Source organism: Kitasatospora sp. NPDC057542, assembly GCF_042801945.1.
In the GTDB taxonomy this organism is placed as follows: Bacteria; Actinomycetota; Actinomycetes; order Streptomycetales; family Streptomycetaceae; genus Kitasatospora.
The window spans coordinates 1-17,805 of record NZ_JBHVFE010000161.1 but is presented as its reverse complement, the minus strand read 5'-3'; the positions used below and the strand labels follow the sequence as shown (position 1 = coordinate 17,805).

The window sequence follows — 17,805 nt, the reverse complement described above, 5'->3', positions numbered from 1 at the left end:
GTCCCGTACGGCGGCCCTTCCGCCGTACGGGACTCCGGTGCCCCTGCGGCGGCCCAGCCGTCGTGGAGGCGGTTTCGGACAGCTCCGACACGGAATGGAGTGCTCATGGACCGCCGGATTTTCGGGCTGGAGAACGAGTACGGCGTGACCTGCACGTTCCGCGGGCAGCGACGGCTGTCGCCGGACGAGGTGGCGCGGTACCTGTTCCGCCGGGTCGTCTCCTGGGGGCGCAGCAGCAACGTCTTCCTGCGCAACGGCGCTCGCCTCTACCTCGACGTCGGCTCCCACCCCGAGTACGCCACCCCCGAGTGCGACGACGTCGTCGAGCTGGTGACGCACGACAAGGCCGGCGAGCGCATCCTCGAAGGACTCCTGGTGGACGCCGAGCGGCGGCTGCACGAGGAGGGCATCGCGGGGGACGTCTACCTCTTCAAGAACAACACCGACTCGGCCGGCAACTCCTACGGCTGCCACGAGAACTACCTGGTGGCCCGGCACGGCGAGTTCTCCCGGCTGGCCGACGTGCTGATCCCGTTCCTGGTCACCCGGCAGCTGATCTGCGGGGCGGGCAAGGTGCTCCAGACCCCGCGCGGCGCGGTGTACTGCGTCAGCCAGCGGGCCGAGCACATCTGGGAGGGCGTCAGCTCCGCCACCACCCGCTCGCGCCCGATCATCAACACCCGGGACGAACCGCACGCGGACGCCGAGCGCTACCGCCGGCTGCACGTGATCGTCGGCGACTCCAACATGTCCGAGACCACGACACTGCTCAAGGTCGGCTCCACCGACCTGGTGCTGCGGCTGATCGAGGCCGGCGTGGTGATGCGCGACCTCACCCTGGAGAACCCGATCAGGGCGATCCGCGAGGTCAGCCACGACCTCACCGGCACCCACCAGGTGCGGCTCGCCAACGGCCGGGAGGCCAGCGCGCTGGACATCCAGGAGGAGTACTACACCAAGGCCCTGGAGTTCGCCGACCGCAAGGGCATCAACACCGGAACCGTCGCCCGGGTGCTCGACCTGTGGGGCCGCACCCTGGAGGCCGTCCGCACCGAGCGGCTGGACGGAGTGGCCCAGGAGATCGACTGGATCATGAAGTACAAGCTCATCGAGCGCTACCGCGAGAAGCACCAGATGACCATGTCCAACCCGCGGGTGGCCCAGATCGACCTCGCGTACCACGACATCCACCGCCGCCGCGGCCTGTTCTACCTGCTCCAGGGCAAGGGCCAGGCGCAGCGGGTGACCACCGACCTCAAGACCTTCGAGGCCAAGTCGATCCCGCCGCAGACCACCCGGGCCCGGCTGCGCGGGGACTTCATCCGCCGGGCGCAGGAGCAGCGCCGGGACTTCACGGTGGACTGGGTGCACCTGAAGCTGAACGACCAGGCGCAGCGCACGGTGCTGTGCAAGGACCCGTTCCGTTCGGTGGACGAGCGGGTGGAGAAGCTCATCGCGGGGATGTAGTCCCGGCGCGGTGTGATCGAGGCGCCAAGATCAAGACGCTGGAGCCGGCCCCGGTGGTGTCTACCGGGGCCGGACGCGTGCCGGGCATACGCTGTCCGTCGAGTCAGGAGAGCCGACTTCGACCGACAGTTAGGACCACCGTGCGCCGCACCGCCGGTTTGCTTCTCACCCTGCCGCTGCTGCTCGCGGTCGCCTGCAGCAGTGCCCCCAAGGCGGCCGGCCCGGCGACGCCGTCCCCGGCGAGCGCCGCCCCGACGGTGCCCGCGCCGGTCGGCGAGGCGTCACCGATGCCCACTCTTTCGGGTGGCGCATTCGGCAGCAAGGCCACCATCACCATCCCCGAGGGCCGGCAGCCCAGCGGCCAGTTCGTGGTGAACACGGTCAGCGAAGGCGACGGCGCGACCGTCAGCAAGGGCGACTGGGTGACGGTCAACTACACCGCCAAGGACTGGACCACCGGCAAGGACCTGCCCAGCTCGTACGACGCCAACGGCAAGCCGCAGCTCTACCAGGCCGGCAGCGGGCAGCTGGTGCCGGCGCTGGACCAGAGCGTGATCGGCAAGAAGGTGGGCACCCGGCTGCTGGTGGTGGCCCCACCGGCGGCCGCCTTCGGCGAGCAGGGCTCCAACCAGCTGGGCGTCAACAAGGGCGACACCGTGGTGTTCGTGCTGGACATCGTGGGGAGCCTGCCGCCGGACTCCACCCTGACCGGAACCATGACCGAGCCGCCCGCGACGATGCCGCAGGTCAAGGACAACGGCAAGGCGGCGGCGACGATCACCATCCCGGCCGGGCAGGCCGCTCCCGCCGACCTCCAGCAGGCGGTGCTGATCAAGGGCGAGGGCAAGCAGGTCAAGAGCGGGCAGACCCTGGTGGTGCAGTACACCGGGGTGCTGTGGGCCAACGGCCAGCAGTTCGACTCCTCCTGGACGCACGGCGGCGCGCAGGCGGTGCAGATCGGCACCGGCAGCGTGATCGAGGGCTGGGACAAGGGCCTGGTCGGGCAGAACGTCGGCAGCCGTGTCCTGTTGGTGGTGCCGCCGGCGCTCGGTTACCAGGACAAGGCGCAGGGCTCGGTGCCGCCGAACTCGACCCTGGTCTTCGTGATCGACATTCTCGAAGCGGTCTAGGAAGTCACCCCCGGGATTCCGTACGCTTGGGCGGACGCTCGTACAACGAAGCGTCCGCCCTCATCCTGAGCTGTCATACTGCCCACGCACTGTGGCAGGCGCCGCCCGGTGCCGAGGTCCGGGGCGGGCGGTGCGACCGCAGGCCGGCGTGCCCACGCCGGGCGCAGACCTGGAAGACCTCGTGGCGAGATGGATGGGGAGTCATGACTGAGAAGACGCCGAGCCCGGGCGGGGCCGGCACCGCGGCGAACGACAGCTCTGCGGGTGACCCGGCCGCCTCTCGCCCCGGCGGCCCGGTCGGCGGCGACGGAGAGTCGATCGTCGTTCCCCCGGCGATCCTGGCGCAGCAGGCCGGCTGGGCGCAGCCCGGCGAGGCGCCGCGCGCCGCGGGCGGGACCAAGACGGACGACGCCCCGCAGATCTTCGCCTCCAACGTGCGCAAGGCCGACACCTCGGAGGCCGGGTACGACGAGAACCCGCCCGGCGTCGGCAAGCTGGGCGTGATCCTCGGCACGGTGCTGGCCGTGCTGCTGGTCGGCAGCGGCATCACCCTCTACATGGTGAACAAGGACGGCTCCAAGGACAGCGCCTCGGCCGCCAAGCCGGACGCGGCCAAGACCGCCCCGCCCACGCCGACCGCCGACCCGGTGCCGCCGATCAAGGACAGCGCCAAGGTGCTGCCGACGGTCGCCGGCGACTTCGGCAAGAAGGCCGAGATCCAGGTGCCGGGCGAGGCCTCCGACGGCTCCTTCGTGGTCAAGGTGCTCACCGAGGGCACCGGCGCCAAGGTGGAGAAGAACTCCTGGACCTCGGTGGACTACACCGCCAAGGACTGGAACACCGGCAAGGACATCCCGAGCTCGTACGACGCCAACGGGAAGCCGCAGATCTTCCAGGCCGGCACCGACGCGCTGATCCCGGCCCTGGACCAGGCCGTGATCGGCAAGAAGGCCGGCAGCCGGCTGCTGGTGGTGGCCCCGCCGGCCGCCGCGTTCGGCGCCCAGGGCAAGGCCGACATGTCGATCGGCCCCAAGGACGACCTGATCTTCGTGATCGACATCCGTAACGCCAACGCGCCCGACGCCGTGGTGAGCGGTACCGTCACCCCGCCGCCGGCGGACTTCCCGCAGGTCAAGGACAACGGCAAGAAGCCGGCCGAGATCACCCCGGTGGCCGGGGCCAAGGACCCGACCGAGCTGAAGTCGCACGTCCTGATCAAGGGCAACGGGCCGAAGGTGGAGAAGGGCGAGAAGGTCGTCGTCCAGTACACCGGCGCGCTGTTCTCCAACGGCAAGGTCTTCGACTCCTCGCTCAGCAAGGGCCAGGCGTTCACCTTCCCGGTCGGCGGCGGCCAGGTCATCCAGGGCTGGGACCAGGGGCTGGAGGGCCAGACCGTCGGCAGCCGGGTCGAGCTGGTGATCCCCGCCGCGCTGGGCTACGGCGACAAGGGCCAGGGCGACATCCCGGCCAACGCGACCCTGGTCTTCGTGGTGGACATTCTGGACGCCGGTCAGGGCTGATCCACTTTCGGGTGACAATGGTCGACGTGTGACCTTCGGGTCCGGCCGCGTGGCCGGACCCGGACGGGCGGCGGGCGCCCGTACCGTGGTCTGGGATCGGACCAGGTGCGGGCGCCCGCCGCTTGGTCGTGAATGCAAGCGAATGTGAGAAGAGGGACTGTGAGCGTCAACCTCAACGAGAAGCCCGAGATCGACTTCCCGATCGGCGACGCCCCGGCGGAGCTGCAGATCCGCGACATCGTCGTGGGTGACGGCGAGGAGGCCAAGCCGGGCCAGACGGTCAGCGTCCGCTACGTCGGCGTGACCTTCGAGACCGGCGAGGAGTTCGACGCGAGCTGGAACCGGGGCACCGCTCCGTTCCAGTTCCCGCTGGGCAAGGGCCGCGTCATCAAGGGCTGGGACCAGGGCGTCGCGGGCATGAAGGTCGGTGGCCGCCGCGAGCTGACCATCCCGTCGCACCTGGCGTACGGCGCCCAGTCGCCGACCCCGGCGATCCCGCCGCACTCGACCCTGATCTTCGTGGTCGACCTGCTGGGCGTCTGAGCCCTTCGCACCGTGGGCCGGACCCCTCCGGGGGCCCGGCCCACGGGCACGTCCGGGCCCGAACGGCACGGCGCGGGGGCGGGGCGCGGGACGCGGCTTTTGCAGTGCGTACCGCTACCGGTACGGTCGGTCCCGCCGGGTGGTGATCGCCCGGTTGGCGCACCCCGCGCGCGGCGCGGCACACCGGAAGGGTCAGCGATGGCGATCGCCAAGGCAGAGCGGCTGATGAATCTCGCCCTGTGCCTGATGAACACCAGACGTCCGCTCTCCAAGAAGGAGCTGCGGGAATCCATCGAGGCGTACCGCGAGGCCTGGCAGAACAGCAGCGAGGACGCCTTCAACCGGATGTTCGAGCGGGACAAGGACGACCTGCGCGAGCTCGGCCTGGTGATCGACGTCGACGAGAGCGCCCTGGACGGCGAGCTCGGCTACCTGGCCCGCGCGGACCGCAACCGGCTGCCCGAGATCGCCCTGGACGCCGAGGAGGCGGCCGCGCTGACCCTGGCCGCCCGGGTCTGGCAGCAGGCCAAGATGTCCGGCGCGGCCAGCGGCGCCCTGCAGAAGCTGCGCGCGGCCGGGGTGCCGTTCGCCGAGGCCGAGGGCCGTACCGCACTGGAGCCGCGCATCCCCGCCCGGGAGGCCGCGTTCGAGCCGCTGCTCACCGCCGCCCGGGACCGCCGTCCGGTCACCTTCGAGTACCGCAAGGCCGGTGCCGCCGCCGTCGAGCAGCGTAGTGTCGAGCCGTGGGCGCTGGAGTGCTGGCGCGGGCACTGGTACCTGGCCGGGTACGACCGCGACCGGGGCGACGCCCGGGTGTTCCGGCTCAGCCGGATCACCGGCAAGGTGAAGGCGAGGTCCGGGGCCTTCCTCGGCACCGTGCCCGAGCACGTGGACGTCCGGGCCACCGTGGCGAAGTTCGCCGGGGAGGGGGCCACCGCCACCGCGACCGTCCGGGTCCGCCGGGGCGCCGGCTTCCCGCTGCGCACCAAGGCGCTGAGCAGCACCCGGGTGGACGAGGCCTGGGACGAACTGGAGATCCCGTACGGCAACGGGCTGGGCGCGGACCTGGCCGAGTTCGGGCCGGACGTGCTGGTGCTCGGGCCGGAGGAGCTGCGGGCGGATGTGGTCGACCGGCTGCGGGCGGTCGCGGGGCTGGACTCGGAGGACGAGCAGGCATGAGTAACGCGATTGACCAGACGCGACGGATGCTGTCGCTGGTCACCTACCTGCGGGAGCGGCCCGGGGCCGAGGTCGCCGAGGTGGCCCGGGCGTTCGGGATCAGTGAGCGCGAGCTGATCGCGGACCTCAACGTGCTGCCGATGTGCGGCACCAGCTTCCGCGGCGGCGACCTGCTCGACATCGACACCGACGGCGAGCGGATCTGGTGGCACAACGTCGACGACGTGGCCCAGCCGCTGCGGCTGGCCGCCGACGAGGCGACCGCGCTGCTGGTGGCCGCCCGCGCGGTGGCCGGGCTGCCGGGCCTGCGGGCCGGGGACCGGGAGGCGCTGACCCGGGCCGTCGCGAAGATCGAGAACGCGGCGGGGGAGAGCGCCGAGGGCAGCGCCCGGGTCGGTGTGACCTTCGAGGCGGAGAGCCACGTGTTCGCCGACATCGACCGCGCGCTCAGCGAGGGCCGCCGGCTCTGGCTGCGCTACTACTCGCACGGGCGCGGCGGGATGACCGAGCGCGAGGTCGACCCGATCCGGCTGCTCACCGAGGGACACACCTACCTAGAGGCCTGGTGCCGCACCTCCGAGGACCACCGGATGTTCCGGCTCGACCGGGTCGCCGAGATCCGCGTCCTGAACGTCCCGGCCGACCCGCCCCGGCGCGAGCCGCGCGACCTGAGCGGCGGGCTGGTCAACCCGGCGGCGGACGACCCCGAGGTGGTCGTCGAGGTCTCCTCCGGCGGGCGCTGGGTGGCCGAGTACTACACCCACGACCGGGCCGAGGAACTGCCCGACGGCGGGCTGCGGATCACCCTGCGCAGCGCCGACCCCTCCCAGCTGCGCCCGCTGGCGCTGCGGCTGGGCCGGGACGGCCGGATCGTCTCGCCGCCCGAGCTGGCCGAGCAGGCGCGCTCGGCCGCGCGGGAGGCGCTGGCCGCCTACGGGGAGGGGCGGGCCTGAGCGGTGGAACCCGGGACCAGATTCAAGGTGTACTGCTCCGAGTGCCGGGAGAAGGTGGAGCTCCCGGCCGAGGACTTCCGCCTGACCCTCGGTCGCACCCCGGCCCAGGCGTACTACAGCTTCGCCTGCCCGCGGTGCGGGGCGGCGGTGCGCAAGCCGGCCGGGGAGAAGATCGTCGAGGCGCTCACCGGGGCCGGGGTGCGCACCATGCGGCTCGTCCCGGCGGAGGGGTAGTGCCCGTATAGGCTGGGGCGCATGTCCTGGATGCTCGTCGCCGCCGTCCTGCTCGCCACCGCGGGCCTGCTGGTCCTCGGGGTCCTCGCGATCCGGCTCTGGCTGGACGTGCGGGTGCTGGCCAAGGGCGTGGACCGGGCCTCGCGGGCGCTGGCCGCGGCGGCCGAGGACCTGGCGGACGCGGTACCCGGACCGGGCGCCCCGGCCGCGGAGCGGAGCGTCCCGGCGGCCTAGCACGACCGGCCCGGGGTGGTACGGGGCTGCTGCGGCGGGTGGGGGCGGGTTACGCTCTCAGATGGCTCCTGAACCGCGTACCGGGGGTCGCTGTCCTGTTCGGGCGGCCGTCGTCGTGGCGTCATCCGCAGCGGTTACCATCCGCAGCGGACGGCCCGTCGGGCCGCCATGACTGAAGGTGGTCGCGCATGCGCATCTCGATGACCGCGATCGTGGTGATCGTGGTTCTCGCCATCGTGCTGTTCGGAGCCAAGCGGCTGCCGGACCTGGCGCGCTCGCTGGGCAAGTCGATGCGGATCCTCAAGAGCGAGGCCCAGGCGATGCGTTCGGACGGCGGGCCCGAGCAGCCGGCCCGGCCCGCTCCGGCTCCGGTGGACGGCACCGCGGGCAGGACCATCCAGGCCGCTCCGGGCGCGTCGGCCACGGCCCGTCCGGTGAACGAGCCCGCCGCCGGGGCCTCCGCGCCCGACGGCGACCGCCCGCACTGAGCGCGGCGCACGTGACGCACCTGGCGCGCGCCGCGCACACGACGTGGGCGACGCGCGCGACCACGGAGGCCCGTCGACCGGCGGGCCCCGACGCACGAGTTGAGGACCGGGGTTGAGCAAGCTCTCCAAGGCGTCGAAGGCGCCAAAGGATCCTGAGGGGCGGATGGCCCTCGCCGACCACCTGCGGGAACTGCGCAACCGCGTGGTCAAGTCGGTCCTGGCGATCGTGCTGATCACCATCGTGGCGCTGGTGTACCACAAGCAGCTCGAAACCCTCCTGCTGAAGCCGCTGCCGCAGTGCACCACGGAGACCGCGGCCAAGTACCACGGCAAGTGCGCGCAGGTCTCCACGATCGGTCTGACCTCGGGTTTCACCTGGATGCTCAAGGTGGCGCTGACGGCCGGCGTGGTCGGCGCGGTGCCGATCTGGCTGTGGCAGGTGTGGGCGTTCGTGGCGCCCGGTCTGCACCGGCACGAGAAGAAGTACACCGTCATCTTCATGGCGTGCGGGGCGCCGCTGTTCCTGGCCGGTGTCGGCTGCGCCTTCCTGGTGCTGCCGACCACGATCGAGGTGTTGATCTCGTTCACCCCGAACGACACCACGCCGATCCTGCCGCCGGACGACTACTTCGACATCGCCACCCGGATGGTGCTGGTCTTCGGCCTCGCCTTCGAGTTCCCGCTGCTGCTCGTGATGATGAACCTGGTCGGCATGGTCAGCGGCAAGCGGCTGCTCGGCTGGTGGCGCGGGATGATCATGGCCATCACGGTGTTCGCGGCCTTCGCGACGCCGAGCGCCGACCCGTTGAGCATGCTCGCGCTGGCCGCGCCGATCTGGGCGCTGTACTTCATCGCCGTGGCCATCGCGCTGATCAGCGACAAGCGCAAGGCGCGCCGCAACCCGGACGCCGGGCTGGACGACGAGGAGGCCTCGCAGCTGGACCTCTCGGTGCAGCCGGTGGCCGGTGCGGAGACCGTCCAGGCCTCGGCGGCCCCGGTGGCCGGTGCGGCGGTGCCGGCGTCCCACCGCGAGGAGATGGACGACATCACCTGAGCCGGTAGGCCCTGAGGAGCCCCGGTCCGCCGCCGCCGAGCGGTGGGCCGGGGCTTTTCGCTGCCCTGCGTTCCGTCCGGTGACCCGATCGTTGGTCGGTTTTCCACCGGTTTCGATGGGTCGGTCTTGGCAGGGTAGATGGCATGTGACATATTACTGACGTGCTGAAGACCGAGAGACCTCCCCTGGACGTCGTCGTGGTCGGCGCCGGAGTGGTCGGCGCCGCCTGCGCCTACTACGCCGCCCGCGCCGGGCTCGCCGTCGCCGTCGTCGACCGCGGGCCGGTGGCCGGCGGCACCACCGGCGCGGGCGAGGGCAACCTGCTGGTCTCCGACAAGGAGCCCGGCCCCGAGCTCGACCTCGCCCTGCTCAGCACCCGGCTCTGGCGTGAGCTCGCCGAGCAGCTCGGCGCAGCGATCGAGTACGAGCCCAAGGGCGGCGTGGTGGTCGCCTCCACCCCCGCCGGGCAGGAGGCGCTGCGCGCCTTCGCCGCCGAGCAGCGCTCCGTCGGGGTCGAGGCCGAGGAGGTGCCCGGCGACCGGCTGCGCGAGCTGGAGCCGCACCTCGCCGAGGGCCTGGCCGGAGGCTTCCACTACCCGCAGGACGCCCAGGTCCAGCCCGCCCTCGCCGCCGCCCACCTGCTGCGCGAGGCGCGCCGGATGGGCGCCGAGCTGATCACCGGGGAGAGCGTCACCGCCATCGACCGGGGGCCGGACGGCGCCGTGCGCGGCGTGCGGACCGACCGGCGGAGCCTGGCCGCCCCCGCCGTGGTGAACGCGGCCGGCACCTGGGGCGGCGAGATCGCCGCACTGGCCGGAGTCCACCTGCCGGTGCTGCCCCGGCGCGGCTTCGTGCTGGTCACCGAGCCCCTGCCGCGGGTCGTACGGCACAAGGTCTACGCCGCCGACTACGTGGCCAACGTGGCCAGCGGCTCGGCCGGGCTGGAGACCTCCGCGGTGATCGAGGGCACCCCGGGCGGGCCGGTGCTGATCGGCGCCAGCCGGGAGCGGGTCGGCTTCGACCGCACCCTCTCCCAGGAGGTGCTGAGCCGGCTGGCGAGCCAGGCCGCGGCGCTGTTCCCGGTGCTCGCCGGCGTCACCGTGATGCGCACCTACCGGGGCTTCCGCCCGTACCTGCCGGACCACCTGCCGGCCATCGGCGCGGACCCCCGGGTGCCCGGGCTGTACCACGCCTGCGGGCACGAGGGGGCCGGCATCGGGCTGGCCCCGGCGACCGGACTGCTGATCAGCGAGCAGCTCACCGGCAAGCAGCCGGAGCAGGACCTCGCGCCGTTCCGCGCGGACCGCTTCCCGGCTGCGTGAGCGCCCGTACCGGAGCGCCTTCCGGACACTTCCTGGACCCGTGAGATTGGAGAGGCCGCCGATGAGCCGCCGCACCCCCGCCGGGCTGGTCGAGGCCGAGCCCGGGCCCGCCCACCACATCGAGTTCGACGGGCGGCCCGTCCCCGCGCTGCCCGGCCAGTCGATCGCCGCCGCGCTCTGGGCCGACGGCGTGCTCGCCTGGCGCACCACCCGGGTCGGCGGCAAGCCGCGCGGCGCGTTCTGCGGCATCGGTGCCTGCTTCGACTGCCTGGCCACCGTGGACGGCCGCCCCAACCAGCGCACCTGCCTGCTCCCCGCCGAGCCCGGCACCACCGTCACCACCCAGGAGGGCCACGGCCGTGCCGACCTCGCCGTCTGAACCCCTCGACACCTTTCCGTACGACCTCGTGGTGGTCGGCGCGGGCCCGGCCGGGCTCGCCGCCGCCGTGACCGCCGCGGACCTCGGGCTGCGCTGCGCCCTGCTGGACGGCGGGCAGAGCACCGGCGGGCAGTACTACCGCCACCCGGCGCCCGGCCTCGGCGCGGCCCGGCCCGACCGGCTGCACCACCACTGGTCCGCCTACACCGGGCTGGCCGACCGGCTCGCCGTCCACGAGCGCGCCGGGCGGGCCGCCTTCCGGGCCGGGCACCAGGTCTGGGCACTGGAGCGCACCGAGGACGGTTTCGCGGTGCACGTCACCCGTGGGCCGGAGAGCACCGACCGGGCCACCGTCCGGTCCCGGTCGGTGCTGCTCGCCACCGGCGCGTACGAGCGGCAGCTGCCGTTCCCCGGCTGGACCCTGCCCGGGGTGGTCACCGCGGGCGGTGCCCAGGCGATGCTCAAGGCCGGGCTGGTGCTGCCCGGCAAACGGATCGTGGTGGCCGGCAGCGGCCCGCTGCTGCTCGCGGCGGCCTCCTCGCTGGTCACCGCCGGGGCCGAGGTGCCCGCCGTGGTCGAGGCCACCGCCTACCTCGGGTACGTCCGGCGCCCCGGCGTGCTGGCGGGCGTCCCCGGCAAGCTGGTCGAGGGCGCCGGGCACGGCAGCGCGCTGCTGCGGCACGGGGTGCGGCTGCGCCCGCGCAGCGCGGTGGTCGAGGCGCACGGCACGGACCGGGTCACCGGCGTCACCGTGGCCCGGCTGGACGCCGACTGGCGGCCGGTGGCCGGCACCGAGCGGCGGATCGACTGCGACGCGCTCGCGGTCGGCCACGGCCTGCTGCCGCAGATCGACCTGGCCACCGAGCTGGGCGCGCGGACCTCCACCGGGCCGGACGGCGCGGTCGCGCTGGAGGTCGACGCCCGGCTGCGCACCAGCGTGCCCGGCCTCTGGTCGGCGGGCGAGACCAACGGCGTCGGCGGCGCGGACCTGGCGCTCGCCGAGGGCGAGCTGGCCGCGCACGCGGTGGCCGGGGCGCGGCCCGCGGCCGCGCTGCTGCGCCGCCGCGCGCGGCTGCGGGCCTTCGCCGACCTGATGGCCGCCGCCCACCGGCCCGGCCCCGGCTGGACCGGCTGGCTGCGCCCGGACACCGACGTCTGCCGGTGCGAGGAGGTGCCGGTCGCGGCGATCCGGGAGGCCGTCGACGAGCTGGGCGCGGGCGATCCGCGCACCGTGAAGCTGCTCACCCGGGCCGGCATGGGCTGGTGCCAGGGCCGGATGTGCGGTCCGGCCGTGGCCTGTCTGGCCGGTTCGGGCGAGCCCGGGCCGGACCGGCGGCCGCTGGGCTGCCCGGTGCCGCTCTCCCAGCTGGCGGCGGGGCCGACCTCGGAGGCGTAACGGGCCCGTCGTCGAACGGCGGGCCGGGGACCTTGTCTCCGACCCGCCCCCTCTAATAAAATGTCACACCTCATCAAGGAGCTCACGTGTCCATCACCCAGCACGACACCACCCGCCCCTGGCGCGGCATCATGGTCGCCACCACGCTTCCGCTGCGTCCGGACCACTCCGTCGACTACGACGCCTACGCCGAGCACGTCCGCTGGCTGATCGACTCCGGCTGCGAGGGCGTCGTCCCCAACGGCTCGCTGGGCGAGTACCAGACGCTCACCGCCGAGGAGCGCGCCAAGGTCGTCGAGGTCGCCATCGAGGCGGCCGGCGACGGCTCCCGGGTCATGCCCGGCGTGGCCGCCTACGGCAGCGCCGAGTCCCGCCGCTGGGCCGAGCAGGCCGCCGAGGCCGGCGCCGGCTCCGTCCTGCTGCTGCCGCCGAACGCCTACCGGGCCGACCACGCCTCGGTGCGCGCCCACTACGCCGAGGTCGCCAAGGCGGGCGTGCCGATCGTGGCGTACAACAACCCGATCGACACCAAGGTCGACCTCGTCCCCGCGCTGCTCGCCCAACTGCACGCCGAGGGCTCGATCGTCGCGGTCAAGGAGTTCAGCGGCGACGTCCGCCGGGCGTACGAGATCGCGGAGCTGGCCCCCGGGCTGGACCTGCTGATCGGCGCCGACGACGTGCTGCTGGAGCTGGCGCTCGCGGGCGCGGTGGGCTGGATCGCCGGCTACCCGAACGCCCTGCCGGCCGCCTCGGTGGCGCTCTACGACGCCGCCGTCTCCAAGGACCTGGAGAACGCGCTGCCGCTCTACAAGTCGCTGCACTCGCTGCTGCGCTGGGACTCCAAGACCGAGTTCGTCCAGGCCATCAAGCTCTCCATGGACATCGCCGGCCGCCCCGGCGGCCCGGTGCGGGCCCCGCGCCTGCCGCTCACCCCGGAGATCGAGGCGGCCGTGCGTGCGGCCACCGAGAAGGCGCTGGCCGAAGGCCTCGTCTGATCCCCGTCCGATTTCGGGTCTCCCGGCCGGCTGCGGCGGCAGCCGGCCCGGCCCACACCAACCATCCGAACCTGTACGGGAGTTGTGACCCATGCGCAGCCGCCACGTGTTTCACGCCGTCGACTCGCACACCGAGGGCATGCCGACCCGGGTGATCACCGGCGGCTTCGGCGTCATCCCCGGCGCCACCATGGCCGAGCGCCGGGTGCACTTCCAGCAGCACCTGGACCAGTTCCGCACCCTGCTGATGTACGAGCCGCGCGGCCACGCGGCGATGAGCGGTGCCATCCTCCAGCCGCCGACCCGGCCGGACGCCGACTTCGGCGTGCTCTACATCGAGGTCTCCGGACTGCTGCCGATGTGCGGGCACGGAACCATCGGGGTCGCCACCGTGCTGGTCGAGACCGGGATGGTGCCGGTGGTCGAGCCCGTCACCACCGTACGGCTGGACACCCCGGCCGGACTGGTGGTCGTCGAGGTGCAGGTCGAGGACGGCGCCGCCAAGGCGGTGACCATCCGCAACGTGCCCTCCTACTCGGTCGCCCTGGACCGCAAGATCGAGGTGCCCGGCTACGGCACGGTCAACTACGACCTGGCGTACGGCGGCAACTTCTACGCCATCCTGCCGCTCGCCGAGTTCGGGCTGCCCTTCGAGCGCGAGCGCAAGCAGGAGATCCTGGACGCCGGCCTGGCCATGATGGACGCGATCAACGCGAGCCCGGACCGGCCGGTGCACCCGGAGAACCCGTCCATCCACAGCTGCCACCACGTCCAGCTGCTCGCCCCCGGCTCCACCGCCGAGCACTCCCGGCACGCGATGGCCATCCACCCCGGCTGGTTCGACCGCTCGCCCTGCGGCACCGGCACCTCGGCGCGGATGGCCCAGCTGCACGCGCGCGGCGAGCTGCCGCTCGGGCGGGACTTCCGCAACGACTCCTTCATCGGGACCACCTTCACCGGGCGCCTGGTCGAGGAGACCGAGGTGGCCGGGCGGCCCGCCGTGGTGCCCACCGTCACCGGGCGGGCCTGGATCACCGGTACCGCCCAGTACTTCCTCGACCCGAGCGACCCGTTCCCGGCGGGCTTCCTGCTCTGACCTTCCGTACCTCCTTCGTTCTCGTACCTCCCTCGAAGGGCTGCTGGCTGTGACCATCACCTCGTACAACCCCGCCGACCCGGACGACCTCGTGGTCGCCGTCGAGGAGCCCGGCGCCGAGACCGTGCGGGCCGCCGTCGGGCGGGCCCGGGCGGCGCAGCGCGACTGGCTCGCCGCCGGGGCGGGCGCCCGGTCGGCGGCGCTCGGCCGGATCGCGGACGCCGTCGAGGCGCACGCCCACGAGCTGGCCGCGCTGATCGTGCGCGAGGTCGGCAAGCCGCTGGCCGAGGCGCTCGGCGAGGTCGCCCGCACGGCGGCGATCTGGCGCTACTACGCGCAGGCGCCGTACGCGCCCTCCGGGGCGGTGCACGAGACCGCCGCCGGGCCCGGGCTGCTGCTCACCCGGCGCCGCCCGTACGGGGTGGCCGGGCTGATCGCGCCGTGGAACTTCCCGCTGGCGATCCCGACATGGAAGGCCGCGCCGGCCCTCGCCGTCGGCAACGCGGTGGTGCTCAAGCCGGCGCCCGAGGCGACGGCCTGCGCGCTGCGGCTGGCGGAGCTGGCCGGGCTGCCCGAGGACGTGTTCACGGTGCTGCCGGGTGGGGCGGAGGAGGGCGAGGCGCTGGTCGGCGCGGTGGACGTGGTCTCCTTCACCGGCTCGACCGGTGTCGGCCGGGCCGTGGTACGGGCCGCGACCGAGCGCGGGGTGCCGGTGCAGGCCGAACTCGGCGGGCTGAACGCCGCGCTGGTGCTGCCGGACGCCGACATCACGCAGGCCGCCGGGCACATCGCCGCGGCCATCGCCGGGTACGCCGGGCAGAAGTGCACCGCCACCAGCCGGGTGATCGCGGTCGGCGCCGCGTACGAGCCGCTGCGCGAGGCGCTGGTCAAGGCGCTGGCGGCGGTCGACGACGCGGTCTGCGGGCCGGTGATCAACGCCGCCGCCCGGGAGCGGCTGACCGGCGCCGTCTCCTCGGCCGTCGAGTCCGGGGCCGTCGTCCTGGCGGGCGGCGGGGTGCCCGAGCGGGCCGGCTGGTACGTCGAGCCGACCCTGCTCGCCGAGGTGCCGGCCGAACACCCGCTGGCGAGCGAGGAGTTCTTCGGCCCGATCGCGGTGCTGCACGCCGCGGCCGACCTGGACGAGGCCATCGCGCTCGCCAACGACACCCCGCACAGCCTCTCCACCTCGGTGCACACCCGCAGCCTGGACGTGGCGCTGGCCGCCGCCGACCGGCTGGACGCGGGCATGATCCGGGTCAACGCCCCGTCCAGCGGCGTCGACTTCCACCTGCCCTTCGGCGGGGCCAAGGGCGCCGGCCACGGCGACCGCGAACAGGGCCAGGCGGCCCTGGACTTCTACACCGTCAGCCGGACGGTCAGCGTGCTGCCGGCCGGAGGTGCCTGATGCACGTCCGTACCGTCGACTACCACACGGCCGGTGAGCCGTTCCGGATCGTGCTGGACGGCGTGCCCGCGATCCCCGGCGACAGCGTCGCCGAGCGCCGGGCGATCGTGATCGGCGCGGGCGGCACGGCCACCGCGCCCCGCCCGTCCGAGCTGGACACCGTCCGGCAGCTGCTCACCCGCGAGCCGCGCGGCCACGCCGGCATGTACGGCGGCTTCCTGGTGCCGCCGGACGACGACGAGGCGCACCTCGGCGTGCTGTTCTGGCACAAGGACGGCTACTCGACGGCCTGCGGGCACGGCACCATCGCGCTCGGCGCCTGGGCGGTCGACTCCGGACTGGTGGCGGCCCCCGAGGACGGCGTGGCCCGGGTGCGGATCGACGTGCCCTCCGGCCGGGTCACCGCGCTGGTGCACCGCTCCGGCGGCCGGACCACCGGGGTCACCTTCCGCAACGTGCCCAGCCGGGTGACCGCCCTGAAGCTGCCGGTGGAGACCTCGCGCGGCACCGTGGAGGTCGCGGTGGCGCACTCCGGCGCCTGCTACGCCTCGGTCCCGGCGGCGGCCCTCGGGCTCGCCGTGGAACCGGGGCAGCTGGCCGAACTCACCGCCGTGGGGCGTGAGATCAGGGCGGCGCTGGCCGGTGAGCCGGCCGTCGCGCACCCGACGGACGCCCGGCTGTCCGGGGTGTACGGGGTCATCCTGTACGACGAGCTGCCCTCGGCCGACGGGGTGCTGAACCAGCGGAACGTCACCGTCTTCGCGGACGGCCAGATCGACCGCTCGCCCTGCGGCTCCGGCACCTCCGCCCGGCTCGCCGTGCTCGCCGCCGAGGGCCGGCTGGCCGCGGGCGAGCCGCTGCGCCACGAGTCGATCATCGGCACGGTCTTCACCGGCCGGCTCCTCGCGGGCGGCGACGCGCTGGGCGAGGGCGTGGTCACCGAGGTGACCGGCACCGCACACCGCACCGGCGAGCACGGCTTCGTGCTGGAGCCGGGCGACGAGCTGGGGACGGGGTTCCTGCTGTGAGTCCAACCGCAACGCCCGGCGCGGCTGTTGTGCCGCTCCAGTACGCCGTGGCGGGCACCGGCGGGGTCGGGCCCGCCGGTGCGGTGGGGGCGATCGAGCGGGTGCTGCTGGACGGGTTCGACCCGGAAGCGGCACCCGCCCGGTCGGCCGTGCCGGTACCCGCCGGTGAGCTGCTGATGATGCCGGCCGCCGCCGGGCCGTACGCCGGCGTGAAGATCGCCGGGGTCGCGCCCGCCAACCCGGAGCAGGGCCTGCCCCGGATCACCGGCAGCTACCTGCTGCTGGACGGGCCCACCCTGCAACCGCTCGCCGTACTGGACGGCGCCGCGCTCACCGCGCTGCGCACGCCCGCCGTCACCGCGGCCGCGCTGCGGCGGCTGGCGGTGCCGGAGGCCGAGCACCTGGTGCTGTTCGGCTCCGGGCCGCAGGCGTACGGGCACCTGGACGCCCTGCTCGCCGTCCGGCCGCTGCGCCGGCTCACCGTGGTGGCGCGCAACGCCGAACGGGCGGAGACGCTGGCGGCGTACGGGCGGGAGCTCGGGCTGACGGCCGAGGTCGGTGAGCCGAAGGCGGTCCGCGAGGCGGACCTGGTGGTCTGCTGCACCACCGCGCGCACACCGCTGTTCGACGGCGCGCTGGTGCCCGCGCACGCGGCGGTGGCGGCGGTCGGCTCGCACGAGCCGGACGCGCGGGAGGTGGACGAGCTGCTGGTCCGGCGGGCCGAGCTGTACGTGGAGGCGCGCACGGTCGCGACCCGGGAGGCCGGGGACCTGCTGATGGCGGGCGTGGCCGGGCGGCAGCTGTGGAACCTCGCCGAGCTGGTGCGCGGCGACGCGCTGGTGCCGGACGGGCGGCCGCGGTTCTTCAAGAGCGTCGGGATGGCCTGGCAGGACCTGGCCGTCGCGGCGGAGGTGTACCGGCAGCAGTAGCCGCCCGGCCGCCGTCCCCGGCGCCGTCCACCCGCCGTCCCGGTGCTGCCCGGTCGTCGCTCAGTCGCCGTGGAAGGCGAGCCAACTGCCCGGGGTGGCAGCGCAGTTGGCGAGCAGGTTGCGCAGGTCGCGGACGGCCGCCCGCTGCTCCTCGGTGGCGCAGCGGGCGAGCAGGGCGGTGGCCTCCTCGAACGCGGCGCCCGCGTCCTGCTCGTTGAACAGGGTGTCGCCATACGGGTCGATCCGGCCGAGCCGATGGCGGGCCGGATCGGTGTGCAGGGCCAGGGCGGTGGTGAGGGCCTCGCCGTGGCTCGAAAGGTGCAGCATCCCGGGGCTGGTGCGGCGGCCGTTGTTCGGGCGGCCGTCGTACAGCGCCATCTCGATGGACAAGTTCCCCGCCCATGACGGTGGCGCTCCAGCAGGAGATGCGCCAGTTCGGCAGCAATATCGAGG

At 73.8% G+C, this 17,805-nt stretch carries 19 protein-coding genes; 18 read left to right on the top strand and 1 reads right to left on the bottom strand.

Going from position 1 to position 17,805, the window contains the following annotated elements; genetic code table 11:
• The first annotated feature begins 105 nt into the window (after positions 1 to 105).
• The 18 genes from pafA to ACFU7Y_RS20970 all read left to right on the top strand — a co-directional run bounded on the left by pafA (position 106) and on the right by ACFU7Y_RS20970 (position 17,352).
• On the top strand, positions 106 to 1,467 hold the full coding sequence (pafA, locus tag ACFU7Y_RS21055) for a Pup--protein ligase (protein ID WP_224281064.1): 1,362 nt from the start codon (positions 106 to 108) through the stop codon (positions 1,465 to 1,467).
• Positions 1,468 to 1,607: 140 nt separating this feature from the next.
• Positions 1,608 to 2,597: an FKBP-type peptidyl-prolyl cis-trans isomerase gene (locus ACFU7Y_RS21050; RefSeq protein ID WP_224281065.1), complete on the top strand. Its 990-nt coding sequence runs from the start codon at positions 1,608 to 1,610 to the stop codon at positions 2,595 to 2,597.
• Positions 2,598 to 2,800: 203 nt separating this feature from the next.
• The gene (locus tag ACFU7Y_RS21045) at positions 2,801 to 4,117 is read left to right on the top strand and encodes an FKBP-type peptidyl-prolyl cis-trans isomerase (RefSeq protein ID WP_224281066.1); all 1,317 of its coding nucleotides are present in this window, start codon (positions 2,801 to 2,803) and stop codon (positions 4,115 to 4,117) included.
• Positions 4,118 to 4,249: 132 nt separating this feature from the next.
• Complete coding sequence (locus ACFU7Y_RS21040) at positions 4,250 to 4,660, top strand: FKBP-type peptidyl-prolyl cis-trans isomerase (protein WP_263455071.1); 411 nt, start codon at positions 4,250 to 4,252, stop codon at positions 4,658 to 4,660.
• Positions 4,661 to 4,858: 198 nt separating this feature from the next.
• Complete coding sequence (locus ACFU7Y_RS21035) at positions 4,859 to 5,839, top strand: YafY family protein (protein ID WP_224281068.1); 981 nt, start codon at positions 4,859 to 4,861, stop codon at positions 5,837 to 5,839.
• On the top strand, positions 5,836 to 6,792 hold the full coding sequence (locus tag ACFU7Y_RS21030; RefSeq protein WP_224281069.1) for a YafY family protein: 957 nt from the start codon (positions 5,836 to 5,838) through the stop codon (positions 6,790 to 6,792). Before ACFU7Y_RS21035 ends, ACFU7Y_RS21030 begins: the two co-directional genes overlap by 4 nt.
• A gap of 3 nt (positions 6,793 to 6,795) precedes the next feature.
• Positions 6,796 to 7,026 (top strand): phage terminase large subunit family protein, encoded by a 231-nt coding sequence (locus ACFU7Y_RS21025; RefSeq protein WP_224281070.1) that lies wholly within the window; start codon positions 6,796 to 6,798, stop codon positions 7,024 to 7,026.
• 21 nt (positions 7,027 to 7,047) lie between these two features.
• Positions 7,048 to 7,260 (top strand): hypothetical protein, encoded by a 213-nt coding sequence (locus ACFU7Y_RS21020; RefSeq protein WP_224281071.1) that lies wholly within the window; start codon positions 7,048 to 7,050, stop codon positions 7,258 to 7,260.
• Positions 7,261 to 7,448: 188 nt separating this feature from the next.
• Positions 7,449 to 7,748 carry a Sec-independent protein translocase subunit TatA gene (tatA, locus tag ACFU7Y_RS21015; protein ID WP_380769232.1) on the top strand — a complete coding sequence of 100 codons (300 nt, stop codon included), beginning with the start codon at positions 7,449 to 7,451 and terminating at the stop codon, positions 7,746 to 7,748.
• Positions 7,749 to 7,911: 163 nt separating this feature from the next.
• Positions 7,912 to 8,802 (top strand): twin-arginine translocase subunit TatC, encoded by an 891-nt coding sequence (tatC, locus tag ACFU7Y_RS21010; protein ID WP_224284888.1) that lies wholly within the window; start codon positions 7,912 to 7,914, stop codon positions 8,800 to 8,802.
• 161 nt (positions 8,803 to 8,963) lie between these two features.
• Positions 8,964 to 10,124 (top strand): FAD-binding oxidoreductase, encoded by a 1,161-nt coding sequence (locus ACFU7Y_RS21005; protein WP_224284889.1) that lies wholly within the window; start codon positions 8,964 to 8,966, stop codon positions 10,122 to 10,124.
• A 61-nt stretch (positions 10,125 to 10,185) separates the two neighbouring features.
• Positions 10,186 to 10,503: a (2Fe-2S)-binding protein gene (locus ACFU7Y_RS21000; protein ID WP_224284890.1), complete on the top strand. Its 318-nt coding sequence runs from the start codon at positions 10,186 to 10,188 to the stop codon at positions 10,501 to 10,503.
• Positions 10,484 to 11,899: an NAD(P)/FAD-dependent oxidoreductase gene (locus ACFU7Y_RS20995; RefSeq protein ID WP_380769230.1), complete on the top strand. Its 1,416-nt coding sequence runs from the start codon at positions 10,484 to 10,486 to the stop codon at positions 11,897 to 11,899. The genes ACFU7Y_RS21000 and ACFU7Y_RS20995 overlap by 20 nt, the downstream gene beginning before the upstream one ends.
• Before the next feature lie 131 nt (positions 11,900 to 12,030).
• Positions 12,031 to 12,894 (top strand): dihydrodipicolinate synthase family protein, encoded by an 864-nt coding sequence (locus ACFU7Y_RS20990; protein WP_263455830.1) that lies wholly within the window; start codon positions 12,031 to 12,033, stop codon positions 12,892 to 12,894.
• A 91-nt stretch (positions 12,895 to 12,985) separates the two neighbouring features.
• A complete protein-coding gene (locus ACFU7Y_RS20985; RefSeq protein WP_224285166.1) occupies positions 12,986 to 13,990 on the top strand; it encodes a proline racemase family protein in 1,005 nt (334 codons plus the stop codon).
• Positions 13,991 to 14,039: 49 nt separating this feature from the next.
• A complete protein-coding gene (locus ACFU7Y_RS20980; protein ID WP_380769228.1) occupies positions 14,040 to 15,395 on the top strand; it encodes an aldehyde dehydrogenase family protein in 1,356 nt (451 codons plus the stop codon).
• Entirely contained in the window at positions 15,395 to 16,423 is a 1,029-nt protein-coding gene (locus ACFU7Y_RS20975) for a proline racemase family protein (RefSeq protein WP_224282141.1), read from the top strand. Before ACFU7Y_RS20980 ends, ACFU7Y_RS20975 begins: the two co-directional genes overlap by 1 nt.
• On the top strand, positions 16,420 to 17,352 hold the full coding sequence (locus ACFU7Y_RS20970; RefSeq protein WP_224282142.1) for an ornithine cyclodeaminase family protein: 933 nt from the start codon (positions 16,420 to 16,422) through the stop codon (positions 17,350 to 17,352). The genes ACFU7Y_RS20975 and ACFU7Y_RS20970 overlap by 4 nt, the downstream gene beginning before the upstream one ends.
• Positions 17,353 to 17,412: 60 nt before the next feature.
• On the opposite strand, the gene ACFU7Y_RS20965 is transcribed toward ACFU7Y_RS20970, so the two are convergent.
• Complete coding sequence (locus ACFU7Y_RS20965; protein WP_224282143.1) at positions 17,413 to 17,742, bottom strand: hypothetical protein; 330 nt, start codon at positions 17,740 to 17,742, stop codon at positions 17,413 to 17,415.
• Positions 17,743 to 17,805: the final 63 nt, after the last annotated feature.